The sequence below is a fragment of the Pseudomonas sp. GNP013 genome, from assembly GCF_054343995.1.
Genome location: NZ_JBTGUT010000001.1, coordinates 5,255,356 through 5,268,500, shown reverse-complemented (window position 1 = coordinate 5,268,500; position 13,145 = coordinate 5,255,356). Strand labels below are relative to the sequence as shown.

13 protein-coding genes are annotated in these 13,145 nt (G+C 61.8%); 5 read left to right on the top strand and 8 right to left on the bottom strand.

What is annotated here, in order from left to right:
• Window positions 1-147 precede the first annotated feature (147 nt).
• Together rep and ACXX81_RS23230 are read left to right on the top strand one after the other, a co-directional pair.
• Window positions 148-2,157, top strand: coding sequence for a DNA helicase Rep (rep, locus tag ACXX81_RS23235; protein ID WP_458572463.1), 2,010 nt, complete (start codon window positions 148-150; stop codon window positions 2,155-2,157).
• A 58-nt stretch (window positions 2,158-2,215) separates the two neighbouring features.
• Window positions 2,216-2,785 (top strand): xanthine phosphoribosyltransferase, encoded by a 570-nt coding sequence (locus ACXX81_RS23230; protein ID WP_003176890.1) that lies wholly within the window; start codon window positions 2,216-2,218, stop codon window positions 2,783-2,785.
• A gap of 127 nt (window positions 2,786-2,912) precedes the next feature.
• Here the strand turns inward: ACXX81_RS23230 and ACXX81_RS23225 are convergent, their stop codons facing one another.
• The 6 genes from ACXX81_RS23225 to dadA form a co-directional block, all read right to left on the bottom strand.
• Entirely contained in the window at window positions 2,913-4,835 is a 1,923-nt protein-coding gene (locus tag ACXX81_RS23225; RefSeq protein WP_322212175.1) for an acetyl-CoA hydrolase/transferase C-terminal domain-containing protein, read from the bottom strand.
• A 132-nt stretch (window positions 4,836-4,967) separates the two neighbouring features.
• Window positions 4,968-5,393 (bottom strand): c-type cytochrome, encoded by a 426-nt coding sequence (locus tag ACXX81_RS23220; RefSeq protein ID WP_458572462.1) that lies wholly within the window; start codon window positions 5,391-5,393, stop codon window positions 4,968-4,970.
• Window positions 5,394-5,459: 66 nt separating this feature from the next.
• Entirely contained in the window at window positions 5,460-6,008 is a 549-nt protein-coding gene (locus ACXX81_RS23215; protein WP_209986400.1) for a cupin domain-containing protein, read from the bottom strand.
• A 116-nt stretch (window positions 6,009-6,124) separates the two neighbouring features.
• Entirely contained in the window at window positions 6,125-7,198 is a 1,074-nt protein-coding gene (gene alr, locus ACXX81_RS23210) for an alanine racemase (protein ID WP_231422315.1), read from the bottom strand.
• Between the two features lie 79 nt (window positions 7,199-7,277).
• On the bottom strand, window positions 7,278-7,631 hold the full coding sequence (locus ACXX81_RS23205; RefSeq protein WP_458572461.1) for a RidA family protein: 354 nt from the start codon (window positions 7,629-7,631) through the stop codon (window positions 7,278-7,280).
• Window positions 7,603-8,904 (bottom strand): D-amino acid dehydrogenase, encoded by a 1,302-nt coding sequence (gene dadA / locus ACXX81_RS23200; RefSeq protein ID WP_231422313.1) that lies wholly within the window; start codon window positions 8,902-8,904, stop codon window positions 7,603-7,605. Before dadA ends, ACXX81_RS23205 begins: the two co-directional genes overlap by 29 nt.
• A gap of 155 nt (window positions 8,905-9,059) precedes the next feature.
• Between dadA and ACXX81_RS23195 the strand changes: the two genes are divergently transcribed.
• The gene (locus ACXX81_RS23195; RefSeq protein WP_003206849.1) at window positions 9,060-9,548 is read left to right on the top strand and encodes an Lrp/AsnC ligand binding domain-containing protein; all 489 of its coding nucleotides are present in this window, start codon (window positions 9,060-9,062) and stop codon (window positions 9,546-9,548) included.
• Between the two features lie 17 nt (window positions 9,549-9,565).
• Here ACXX81_RS23195 and ACXX81_RS23190 read toward each other — a convergent pair whose 3' ends face one another.
• On the bottom strand, window positions 9,566-9,919 hold the full coding sequence (locus ACXX81_RS23190; RefSeq protein ID WP_209986414.1) for a YkgJ family cysteine cluster protein: 354 nt from the start codon (window positions 9,917-9,919) through the stop codon (window positions 9,566-9,568).
• Window positions 9,920-10,033: 114 nt separating this feature from the next.
• Here ACXX81_RS23190 and ACXX81_RS23185 point away from each other — a divergent pair, with 114 nt between their 5' ends.
• On the top strand, window positions 10,034-11,326 hold the full coding sequence (locus tag ACXX81_RS23185) for an NAD(P)/FAD-dependent oxidoreductase (protein ID WP_209986418.1): 1,293 nt from the start codon (window positions 10,034-10,036) through the stop codon (window positions 11,324-11,326).
• On the opposite strand, the gene ACXX81_RS23180 is transcribed toward ACXX81_RS23185, so the two are convergent.
• Window positions 11,327-11,551: a DUF1127 domain-containing protein gene (locus ACXX81_RS23180; protein ID WP_209986423.1), complete on the bottom strand. Its 225-nt coding sequence runs from the start codon at window positions 11,549-11,551 to the stop codon at window positions 11,327-11,329. It lies immediately after the preceding gene.
• Window positions 11,552-11,717: 166 nt separating this feature from the next.
• Between ACXX81_RS23180 and ACXX81_RS23175 the strand changes: the two genes are divergently transcribed.
• Window positions 11,718-13,142, top strand: a complete 1,425-nt coding sequence (locus tag ACXX81_RS23175) for an aminotransferase-like domain-containing protein (RefSeq protein WP_209986426.1) — start codon at window positions 11,718-11,720, stop codon at window positions 13,140-13,142.
• Window positions 13,143-13,145 lie beyond the last annotated feature (3 nt).

The window sequence follows — 13,145 nt, the reverse complement described above, 5'->3', positions numbered from 1 at the left end:
CCTGAAAACGCGTCACATCCTGCGGCAAAGTAACAAAACCGGCAAATTTAGATCGAGTGGTACGTCACACCGTCGATCCAGAGCAGCAGAATCTTGCCAGCCTGTTAAAATGCCCGCCCTTTTGAACAACGACTCCCCGAATTCTGTATGTCCCGACTCAATCCCCGGCAGCAAGAAGCCGTGAACTACGTCGGCGGCCCTCTATTGGTGCTCGCCGGCGCGGGCTCCGGCAAGACCAGCGTGATCACCCGCAAGATCGCGCACCTGATCCAGAACTGCGGCATCCGTGCCCAGTACATCGTCGCCATGACCTTTACCAACAAGGCGGCGCGGGAAATGAAAGAGCGCGTCGGCACCCTGCTCAAGGGTGGCGAAGGCCGTGGGCTCACCGTGTGTACGTTCCACAACCTGGGGCTGAACATCATCCGCAAGGAGCATGCGCGGCTGGGCTACAAGCCGGGCTTTTCGATCTTCGACGAGACCGACGTCAAGTCGCTGATGACCGACATCATGCAGAAGGAATACGCGGGCGACGACGGCGTCGACGAGATCAAGAACATGATCGGGTCGTGGAAAAACGACCTGATCCTGCCTGCCGAGGCGCTGGAAGCGGCGCGCAATCCCAAGGAGCAGACCGCCGCCATCGTCTACACCCACTACCAGCGCACGCTCAAGGCGTTCAACGCGGTGGACTTCGACGACTTGATCCTGCTGCCGGTAAAGCTGTTCCAGGAACACAAGGACATCCTCGAAAAGTGGCAGAACAAGGTGCGCTACCTGCTGGTGGACGAATACCAGGACACCAACGCCAGCCAGTACTTGCTGGTGAAGCTGCTGATCGGCACGCGCAACCAGTTCACCGTGGTCGGCGACGATGACCAGTCGATCTACGCCTGGCGCGGCGCCCGCCCGGAAAACCTGATGCTGCTCAAGGACGACTACCCGTCGTTGAAAGTCGTCATGCTGGAGCAGAACTACCGCTCCACCAGCCGCATCCTGCGGTGCGCCAACGTGCTGATCTCCAACAACCCTCACGCGTTTGAAAAACAGCTGTGGAGCGAGATGGGCCATGGCGACGAGATCCGCGTGATCCGCTGCCGCAACGAAGACGCCGAAGCCGAGCGCGTGGCGGTTGAACTGCTCACGCTGCACCTGCGGACCGACCGGCCCTACAGCGATTTCGCCATCCTGTATCGCGGCAACTACCAGGCCAAACTGATCGAGTTGAAGCTGCAGCACCATCAGATTCCCTATCGCCTGTCGGGCGGCAACAGCTTCTTCGGGCGCCAGGAAGTCAAAGACCTGATGGCCTACTTCCGGCTGATCGTGAACTCCGATGACGACAATGCCTTCCTGCGCGTGATCAACGTCCCACGCCGGGAAATTGGCTCGACTACGCTGGAAAAGCTCGGTAACTACGCCACCGAACGCAAGATCTCGATGTACGCCGCCACCGATGAAATCGGCCTGGGCGAGCACCTGGACACGCGCTTCACCGATCGCCTGGCGCGCTTCAAGCGCTTCATGGACAAGGTGCGTGAACAATGCGCCGGCGAAGACCCGATCAGCGCCCTGCGCAGCATGGTCATGGACATTGATTACGAGAACTGGCTGCGTACCAACAGCTCCAGCGACAAGGCCGCGGATTACCGCATGGGCAACGTCTGGTTCCTGATCGACGCGCTGAAGAACACCCTGGAAAAAGACGAAGACGGCGAAATGACCGTAGAGGACGCCATCGGCAAGCTGGTGCTGCGCGACATGCTCGAGCGCCAGCAGGAAGAGGAAGACGGCGCCGAAGGCGTGCAGATGATGACCTTGCATGCCTCCAAAGGCCTGGAATTTCCCTATGTGTTCATCATGGGCATGGAGGAGGAAATTCTCCCGCACCGTTCCAGCATCGAAGCCGACACCATTGAGGAAGAACGCCGACTGGCCTATGTGGGCATTACCCGCGCACGTCAGACGCTGGCCTTCACCTTTGCCGCCAAGCGCAAGCAATACGGCGAAATCATCGATTGCGCCCCCAGCCGGTTCCTGGACGAACTGCCGCCGGACGATCTGGCCTGGGAAGGCAACGACGACACCCCGACCGAGGTCAAGGCCGTTCGCGGCAACACTGCCCTGGCCGACATACGCGCGATGTTAAAGCGCTAGAATCGACTACTTTTTAATCTACTTTCGGCGCAGACCGCGCCATTAGAGGAAGCTTTCCGTGGAAGCACTGCACAAGAAAATTCGCGAAGAAGGCATCGTGCTTTCCGATCAGGTTCTCAAGGTCGACGCCTTCTTGAACCACCAGATCGATCCGGCGCTGATGAAACTGATCGGCGACGAGTTCGCCGCGCTGTTCAAGGATTCGGGCATTACCAAGATCGTCACCATCGAAGCCTCGGGCATCGCGCCGGCGATCATGACCGGCCTGAACCTCGGCGTGCCGGTGATTTTCGCCCGCAAGCAGCAGTCCCTGACCCTGACTGAAAATCTGCTGTCGGCGACCGTGTATTCCTTCACCAAGAAGACCGAAAGCACCGTGGCCATTTCGCCGCGCCACTTGACCAGCAGCGACCGCGTACTGGTGATCGATGACTTTTTGGCCAATGGCAAGGCCTCCCAGGCACTGATCTCGATCATCAAGCAGGCCGGCGCGACCGTTGCCGGGCTGGGCATCGTGATCGAGAAGTCGTTCCAGGGCGGCCGTGCGGAACTCGATGCGCAGGGTTATCGGGTTGAATCGCTGGCGCGGGTGAAATCCCTGGCCGGTGGTGTCGTCACGTTCATCTGAGCCAACACCGCTCTAAAAAGTGGGAGGGGGCTTGCTCCCGATAGCAGGGTGTCAGTCGCCGGATGTACGACTGATACACCGCCATCGGGAGCAAGCCCCCTCGCACATTTGGTTTTGTGTGAGTCTTTCAGTGTGCCGTGGCCTGGAGGCCCGCGAGCAGCAGGCGCTGATACAGGTCTTCTTTTAACCCCTCGGGCTTGTTCAGGCGCATCCGCTCCAGGTGCCTGGGAAAGGCCTCCGGCTCCGGCGCATCCAGCGCCGCACGGCCCAACTCAAGAATCTCCGTCAGCTTGAATTTGCTCTTGAGCCAATTCAGCGCGCGCAACAGATCCCGTTCTTCGTCGGTAAAATCCGTGCCCAGCGGGTACTCAGGGAACAACCGGCCATGCCGTGCCTGAATCGCTTTCAAGCGCTCCGGCGTGTTGTCACGAAAGCGCGGATCCAGCTGGAAATCCCTGGGCAACTTGCCGGCCTTTTGCGCGCGCTCGATCAGGTCACCCTGGAACCGTGAGTCGGTGATATTGAGCAGCGCCTCGATCACCTGGGCATCGGTCTGACCCCGCAGGTCGGCGATACCGTACTCGGTGATGACGATATCGCGCAGGTGCCGAGGAATGGTGCAGTGGCCATATTCCCAGACGATATTGGAGCTGACCTCCCCCGCCGACTCGCGCCAGCTGCGCAGGATCAGGATCGAGCGTGCACCTTCCAGCGCATGCCCTTGGGCGACGAAGTTGTACTGCCCGCCGACGCCGCTGAGTACCCGGCCATCTTCAAGCTGGTCAGCCACGCCGGCGCCGAGCAGGGTCACCATGATCGCGCTGTTGATGAACCGCGCATCCAGGCGTTGCAAGCGCTTGAGTTCTTCCTGGCCATACAGTTCGTTGATGTAGCTGATGCGCGTCATGTTGAATTCAAGGCGCTTGGCGTGCGTCATTTCCTGCAGGCGCTGGTAAAAACTGCGGGGCCCCAGGAAGAAGCCGCCGTGAACCGACACGCCGTCGGGTTGCGCTGCATCATCGAGCAGGCCGGCGTTGGCCTGCTCCTGAGTCGCCACATCCGGGTAGACCTTGCGCCGTATGATTCCGGCATCCGCCAGCACCAGCAGGCCGTTGACGAACATTTCGCTGCAGCCGTAGAGGCCACGGACGAAGGGATCGACACCGCCTTCACGGCTGATCAGGCGCGCCCACTGGTACACATTCAGGTCGGTAAGCAGCAGACGGTAGGCCTCGTTATCGGCCTGGCGCGCGAGCAAGGCGGCGGTCAATGCGTCGCCCATGGAGCCGATGCCGATCTGCAGGGTGCCGCCATCGCGCACCAGGGTGCTGGCATGCACGCCGATAAAGTGGTCCTGGAAGCCCACCGGCATATTGGGCGTGGAGAACAGCGTGGTGTTGTCTTTCTCGTCGAGCAGGTAATCGAAGGCGTCCATGCCCAGCTCGGCATCGCCGGGCATGTAGGGCAAATCGCTGTGCACTTGGCCGACGACGAGAATGGTTTCCCCGGCTTCGCGGCGCTTGGCGATCATTGGCAACAGGTCGAGGGAAATATCCGGGTTGCAGCTCAGGCTCAGGCGGTCGGGATGCTCAGGGCTGCTGGCGACCAGTTGCGCCACCAGGTTCAGCCCGGCGGCGTTGATATCGCGCGCCGCGTGGCTGTAGTTGCTGCTGACGTAATCCTGCTGCGCGGCCGCACTGTGCAGCAGGCTGCCGGGCTGCATGAAAAACTGCTGCACACGGATGTTCTTCGGCAGGCTGTCCTTGTTCAGGTCAGCGAGGAAATCCAGCTCGGGGTAATCGCCAAACACGCGCTCGATGAAGGGTTCGAGGAAGCGTTTCTGCAAGCCGTCGCCCATCGTCGGGCGACCCAGGCTAAGTGCGGTGTAGACAGTCAAGGCGCGGTCCGGCAGCGTGGCGATGCGCCGGTAAAGCGCATTGACGAACTGATTGGGTTTGCCCAGACCCAGGGGGATGCCCAGGTGGATATGCGCCGGCAACCGCGCCAGTACGTCGTCAACTGCTTGCTCGATTGAACACAACTGCACCATCCGACCCTCCTGACATTCCATGATGTGGGGTTGGACCGAGATTGCCGGGTCTTTGCTGCAATGAACAGCGTCGAAACAAAAATGACGCCCACAAAAAAGCCGCGGGGCAGCGGCTTTTTGACAAAGATCGGACTATTTCAGCCCAGACATTTTCTCGATGGCGCCCTTGAGTTCGTCATCCGAGCAATCCCCGCAGGTGCCCTTGGGCGGCATGGCATTGATACCGGTGATGGCTTTGGCAAGCAAGCCATCAAGACCTCCCTGCTCCTGGGCGCGTTTACCCCAGTCTGCCGCATCGCCAATTTTCGGCGCGTTCAACAGGCCGACGCTGTGACATGCGGTGCAATGCTGGGCGATCACCTCATCCGGCGTTCTCGCACTGGCGCCGCCCGCAGTTACGGCAACGTCCGTGCCTGTGCAGGCCTTACCCTGAACGCACACCTGTCCTACAGGCTCCAGGCGCTTGGCAATGTCGTCGTCGGTTGCCGCCTGGGCGCTGAACGCCCACAGGGCCAATAAAGTGGCTGGTGCAGCCAGCATTCTGCTGATCCGGTTCACGCGTTCACCCTCATGGTGGCTGTTCACGCCTGCGGCCAGGGTTTCGCAGGCAGCGCGCCTCGTTGCTTAAAAATTCGCGGGGGTGGCTGCGCTGATCAGTCGCGCCGGCACGTCGAACGGGTTGCGAAAACGATGAGGTCTGCTGCTCTCGAAGTAGTAGCTATCGCCCGCTTCGAGCACAAACGTTTCAAGACCGACCACCAACTCCAGACGCCCTTCCACCAGGATCCCGGTTTCTTCGCCTTCGTGGGTGAGCATTTCTTCGCCCGTGTCGGCGCCCGGCGGGTAGATCTCGTTGAGAAACGCAATCGCCCGGCTGGGGTGCGCCCGGCCGACCAGCTTCATGGTGACGGCGCCGTCGGAAATGTCGATCAGCTCGTGGGCCTTGTAGACGATCTGCGTGGGGACTTCCTGGAGAATCTCCTCGGAAAAGAACTCAACCATGGACATGGGGATGCCGCCCAGCACCTTGCGCAAGGAGCTGATCGAGGGGCTGACGCTGTTTTTTTCGATCATCGAAATGGTGCTATTGGTGACACCCGCGCGCTTGGCAAGCTCACGCTGGGAAAGACCTTTGAGTTTACGGATGGATTGCAGTCGTTCGCCGACGTCCAATGCTGGTGCCTCCTGGGATTCAGGCTTTGTTGTAGTTGAGCGTTATCATGGCGACAGCGTTCAGTATTTACAACACTTGGGCCTGAATCCCGGACGGCCGTCTCGCTCGCTTGCGATCAAGCGCCGCAATAGAGCCTTGGCACGCGGCGCAGATTGCAGAAGATCTGATAGGGGATGGTCTCGGCGGCAGCGGCTACGTCACTGGCAAGAATGTGTTTGCCCCATAGCTCCACGGTGGAACCGAGGCCGGCGTGCGGGATATCCGTGAGATCGACGCACAGCATGTCCATGGACACACGCCCCAACAACTGGCTGCGCTGGCCCGCCACCAGCACCGGCGTGCCGGTAGGTGCATGGCGCGGGTAGCCATCGGCGTAACCCATGGCAACCACGCCGACGCGCATCGGCCTGGGCGTGATGAACCTGGCGCCGTAACCCACCGGCTCGCCAGCCGGCAGTTCACGCACGCAAATCACCTTCGACTCCAGGGTCATCACCGGCTGCAGGCGCGCGGCGATGGCCTGGTCTTCGCCAAACGGGGTGGCGCCGTACAGCATGATGCCGGGGCGTACCCAGTCGCTGGACACCTGTGGCCAGCCCATCACCGACGGTGAATTGCGCAGGCTGACCTCGGCCGACAAGCCCTGGCGCGCCGCCTCGAACACCGCCACCTGTTCATCACTGCGCACGCAGTCGAGTTCATCGGCACGGGCGAAGTGGCTCATGAGTACGATCTTCGCCGCCTTGCCACTGGCCAGCAGGCGCTGATAAGCCGACGGGTAATCCTCGGGATGCAGGCCGACGCGGTGCATGCCCGAGTCGAGCTTGAGCCAGACGGTCAGCGGTTTGCTCAAGGGGGCCTGTTCGATGGCCTCCAGTTGCCACAGCGAATGCACCACGCACCAGAAATCATGCTCGATGATCAGCGGCAGTTCGTCGGCTTCGAAAAACCCTTCCAGCAGCAGCACCGGCGCACGAATGCCGGCCGCTCGCAGTTCCAGCGCTTCCTCGATGCACGCCACGGCAAACCCGTCGGCTTCGGCTTCCAGCGCCTGGGCCACGCGCACGGCGCCGTGGCCATAGGCGTCGGCCTTGACCACCGCAAGGGCCTTGGCTCCCGCAACCTCACGGGCCAATTGGTAGTTGTGGCGCAGGGCCTGGAGATCAATGAGGGCACGGGCAGGACGCATGGCGGCGGGCTTCTATCCAGTAGGCGGCAAGGTGAAAAAAAAACGGCGCCGACTGAACGCGTCGGCGCTGGATCGGTAGTTATGGCAACGCAGCCACGACGGACAGCTCTACCAGAATGTCCGGTTCGCACAGCCTGGCCTCAACCGTGGCGCGAGCCGGGGCGACACCCTTGGGCAGCCACTGGTCCCACACCGCGTTCATGCCGGCAAAATCAGCGTCGATATCCTTGAGGTAGATGGTCACCGACAGCAACCGGGTTTTGTCGGTGCCGGCGAGGTCCAGCAAACGCTCGATGTTGACCAGGGTTTCACGGGTCTGCTGCGCAATACCGGCGCTCATGTCGTCGCCGACCTGCCCCGCCAGATATACAGTGCCGCTGTGGACCACAATCTGACTCATGCGCTCATTGGTGAGCTGGCGCTGGATGGACATGTTTTGCGGACTCCTGGTGACTACCGTAACGGGAAATATCGAGGCCTTCGGCGCTGATCTGCGGAGTTTTACGCGCGATCAGGTCGGCCAGCAAGCGACCGGAGCCACAGGCCATGGTCCAGCCGAGGGTGCCATGGCCGGTATTGAGGAACAGGTTCCTGAACGGGGTGGCACCCACAATCGGCGTGCCATCCGGCGTGGTCGGGCGCAGGCCGGTCCAGAAATTCGCCTGGGCCAGATCGCCGCCCTGAGGATAAAGGTCGTTGACGATCATCTCCAGGGTTTCGCGTCGACGCGGGTTCAGCGACAGGTCAAAACCGGCTATTTCGGCCATGCCGCCGACGCGGATGCGGTTGTCGAAACGGGTGATCGCGACCTTGTAGGTCTCGTCGAGAATGGTCGACGTTGGCGCCATCGCCGGGTTGGTGATCGGCACGGTCAACGAGTAACCCTTGAGCGGGTACACCGGCGCCTTGATGCCCAGCGGTTTGAGCAGCTTGGGCGAGTAACTGCCCAAGGCCAGTACGTAGCGGTCGGCGGTTTCCAGCTTGCCGTCGACCCACACGCCATTGACGCGGTCGCCGGCCCAGTCGAGGCGCTGGATATCCTGTTCGAAGCGGAACTCCACACCCAACTGCCTGCACATGTCAGCCAGGCGCGTGGTGAACAGCTGGCAATCGCCGGTCTGGTCGTTCGGCAGGCGCAGGGCGCCGGCAAGAATATCAGTGACACTGGCCAGGGCCGGCTCAACGCGGGCGATGCCGGCGCGGTCGAGCAACTCGAACGGCACACCCGACGCCTGCAGCACGGCGATGTCCTTGGCAGCGCCGTCGAGCTGCGCCTGGGTGCGGAACAACTGCGTCGTTCCCAGGCTGCGGCCTTCGTAGGCAATGCCGGTTTCGGCGCGCAATTCGTCGAGGCAATCGCGGCTGTACTCGGACAGGCGCACCATGCGCTCCTTGTTCACCGCATAGCGGCTGGCCGTGCAGTTGCGCAGCATCTGCGCCATCCACAGGTATTGGTCGATATCGGCAGTGGCCTTGATCGCCAGCGGCGCGTGGCGTTGCAGCAACCACTTGATCGCCTTGAGCGGCACACCCGGCGCGGCCCATGGCGAGGCATAACCTGGCGACACCTGGCCGGCGTTGGCGAAGCTGGTTTCCATGGCAGCGGCAGGCTGACGGTCGACCACAACCACCTCATAGCCGGCCCGTGCCAAATAGTAGGCACTGGTCACACCAATGACGCCGCTACCCAAAACCAGAACGCGCATTTTTTATCCTCATCGCGGGCTCAGCCGCTGACGTGTGTTATTGGAGCAATGATGGGCGCAGTGTAAAAAAGAATCTCCAGTGCATTTCACTATATAAGTGCCTATATTTGGCGACAATTCTCGGCAAAAACCCTTTTCACAGAGGCGTATCCCCTATGCGTACCAACACCCAGACCAAGCGGGAGCTGGACAAGATCGACCGCAATATCCTGCGCATCCTGCAAGCCGATGGGCGTATTTCGTTCACGGAGCTGGGGGAAAAGGTCGGGCTGTCGACCACGCCCTGTACCGAGCGGGTGCGGCGCCTGGAGCGGGAGGGGATCATCATGGGCTATAACGCGCGGCTCAATCCGCAGCATTTGAAGGGGAGTTTGCTGGTATTTGTCGAGATCAGCCTGGATTACAAGTCGGGCGACACCTTTGAGGAGTTCCGCCGCGCGGTGCTGAAACTGCCCCATGTGCTGGAGTGCCACCTGGTGTCAGGCGACTTCGATTACCTGGTGAAAGCGCGGATTTCCGAGATGGCGTCGTACCGCAAATTGCTCGGCGACATCCTGCTCAAGCTGCCCCATGTGCGCGAATCCAAGAGCTATATCGTGATGGAAGAGGTGAAGGAGAGCCTGAACCTGCCGATTCCGGACTAACCGCGCGCATTCAATTGCTAGACCAGCACCTGGCGAGTGCTGGCCATGTAGGCGTGAATCTGCTTTTCCACCCGTGGATGGATCAACTCCACCGGCCGCCGCCCATTGGGGCAAGGCAGGGTTTTGGTTGTGCCAAACAGCCTGCAAATCAGCGGGCGCTCGTCATACACGGTGCAGCCGTTGGGGCCCAGGTGCACACAGTTCAGCTCATCCATTGCCGCGTCCTGTTCGGCAGCCGTCTTGCGCGGCAGGCGTGACATTTCCTCGGGCGAGGTGGTCACCGGCCCACAGCAATCATGGCAGCCGGGGACGCACTCGAACGAAGGAATCTGCTTGCGCAGTGCGCTGATTTTCTGGCTGTTGCAACTCATCGAAACCCATACCAAACGGCGAACAGGCGTGGATTCTGCCGCAAAACGCCGCCCACAGACAGCTCCGCCCGACCGTTGTATCCTGCGTCAAATTTTCCACACAGGGAGGCTCCCATGACCACCAGCGCCCGGCACACCACGTCCTACTACGCCGCCAGCAGCGTGCCGCAGCCCGATTACCCGGCGCTTGCAGGCGACGCGAGCGCCGACGTGTGCGTGATCGGCGGCGGTTATTCGGGGCTCAACACGGCGCTGGAGCTGGCCGAGCGCGGCTTCAGCGTGGTGTTGCTGGAAGCGCGCAAAATCGGCTGGGGCGCCAGCGGGCGCAACGGCGGTCAGCTGATTCGCGGCGTCGGCCATGGCCTGGACCAGTTCGCCAATGTGATCGGCAGCGACGGCGTGCGCCAGATGAAACTCATGGGTCTGGAAGCGGTGGAAATCGTGCGTGAGCGCGTCGAGCGCTTTCAGATCCCCTGCGATCTCACCTGGGGCTATTGCGACCTGGCCAACAAGCCCCGCGACCTGCAAGGCCTGGCCGAAGACGCCGAAGAACTGCGCAGCCTCGGCTATCGCCACGAAGTGCGCCTGCTGCAAGCCTCAGAGATGGGCAGTGTGATCGGCTCCGAGCGCTATGTGGGCGGCATGATCGACATGGGTTCCGGCCACCTGCACCCGTTGAACCTGGCGCTGGGCGAAGCGAACGCCGCGCAGCAACTGGGGGTGCGACTGTTCGAACAATCCGAGGTCACGGGCATCGACTACGGCCCCGAGGTCACCGTGCACACCGCCCACGGCCAGGTACGCGCCAAGACCCTGGTGCTGGCCTGCAACGCCTACCTGAACGGGCTCAACCCGCACTTGAGCGGCAAGGTGCTGCCCGCCGGCAGCTACATCATCGCCACCGAACCGTTGGACGAGGCGCAGGCTGCCAGGCTGTTGCCGCAGAACATGGCTGTATGCGATCAACGGGTGACAGTGGATTACTTCCGCCTGTCTGCCGACCGCCGCCTGCTGTTCGGCGGTGCCTGCCACTATTCCGGGCGTGATCCCCAGGATATCGGTGCCTACATGCGGCCCAAGATGCTGAAGGTGTTCCCGCAACTGGCCAACGTGAAGATCGACTACCAATGGGGCGGCATGATTGGCATCGGCGCCAACCGTCTGCCGCAGATCGGCCGGCTGGCGGACCAACCCAATGTGTATTACGCCCAGGCCTACGCGGGGCACGGCCTTAATGCCACGCACCTGGCCGGCAGGCTGCTGGCCGAAGCCATCAGCGGCCAGCAACAGGGGCGCTTCGACCTGTTCGCCCAGGTGCCGCACATGACCTTCCCCGGCGGCAAGCATTTGCGCTCACCGCTGCTGGCCCTTGGCATGCTCTGGCATCGTCTCAAAGAACTGGTGTGATCAGTCGCGCCAGAACGGCTTGAGTCCTTCCTCGCGCGCCTGTTCTTCGGTCAGGCCGATGTCACGCAATTGCTCGCGGGTCAGCGTCAGCAGGGCCTTGCGGGTATGGCGACGCAGCCAGAACAAATCCCAGCGCTCGCGGGCAGGCGCCGACCGCACGCGCCGCTGCCCGGCTTCCAGTTCCTGACCCTGTAGCGCCAGCCGCACATCACAGATCCCGTTCATATTGCTGCCCCTTTGTTGGCTCGCTGCCTTGAGTGACAAGCATGGGCGTTGCGGCAAAACCAATACAGATCCAACACAGCTTTATTAAATCCATACAGACGCTGCCTATTTGTGGCTGAATCCTGTATTTTTCGCCTATCTGTATTGGTCCCAGGGAATGACCGTCATGACGCTTTACGTCAATCTTGCCGAATTGCTCGGCACTCGGATCGAACAGGGCTTCTACCGCCCCGGCGACCGTCTTCCTTCAGTGCGGGCTTTGAGCGTGGAGCACGGCGTCAGCCTGAGCACCGTGCAACAGGCTTATCGCGTGCTGGAAGACAGCGGCCTGGCGACGCCCAGGCCCAAGTCGGGCTACTTCGTACCGGTGAGCCGTGAGCTGCCGGCGCTGCCCGAAGTGGGCCGCCCGGCGCAGCGGCCGGTTGAGATCTCGCAGTGGGATCAGGTGCTGGAACTGATCCGCACAGTGCCGCGCAAGGATGTCATACAGCTAGGTCGCGGCATGCCGGATGTATTGTCGCCCACCCTCAAACCGCTGCTGCGCAGCCTCGCCCGCGTGAGTCGGCGCCAGGACCTGCCGGGCCTGTATTACGACACGATCCTCGGCTGTATGGAGCTGCGTGAGCAAATTGCGCGGCTGTCACTGGACTCCGGCTGCCAGTTGACCGCCGACGACATTGTGATCACCACCGGCTGCCACGAAGCGCTGTCGGCCAGCATCCACGCGATTTGCGAACCCGGCGATATCGTGGCGGTGGACTCGCCCAGCTTTCACGGCGCCATGCAGACCCTCAAGGGCCTGGGCATGAAAGCCCTGGAAATTCCCACCGACCCGCTCACCGGTATCAGCCTGGAAGCGCTTGAGCTGGCCCTGGAACAGTGGCCGATCAAAGTCATTCAACTGACCCCAAACTGCAACAACCCGCTGGGCTACATCATGCCCGAGGCACGCAAGCGCGCACTGCTGACCCTGGCCCAGCGCTTTGACGTCGCGATCATCGAAGACGACGTATATGGCGAACTGGCCTACAGCTACCCGCGCCCGCGCACCATCAAGTCCTTCGACGAAGACGGTCGCGTGCTGCTGTGCAGTTCGTTCTCCAAAACCCTGGCGCCGGGCCTGCGTATTGGCTGGGTGGCGCCGGGCCGTTACCTGGAGCGGGTGCTGCACATGAAATACATCAGCACAGGTTCTACCGCCACCCAGCCGCAGATTGCGATTGCCGAATTTCTCAAGGGCGGGTATTTCGAACCGCACGTGCGGCGCATGCGCGCGCAATATCAGCGCCAGCGCGACCTGATGCTCGACTGGGTCAGCCGCTATTTCCCCGCTGGCACCCGCGCCAGCCGGCCGCAGGGCAGCTTCATGCTGTGGATAGAGTTGCCGGAGGGCTTCGACACCTTGAAGCTCAACCGCGTCCTCGTCGAACAAGGCGTGCAGGTAGCGGTGGGCAGCATCTTTTCTGCGTCGGGCAAGTACCGCAATTGCCTGCGCATGAACTACGCTGCCAGGCCGACGCCGCAGATTGAAGAAGCCGTGCGCAAGGTCGGCGCCGCCGCGATCACCCTGCTGGCCGAGGCGGCGCACTGACCT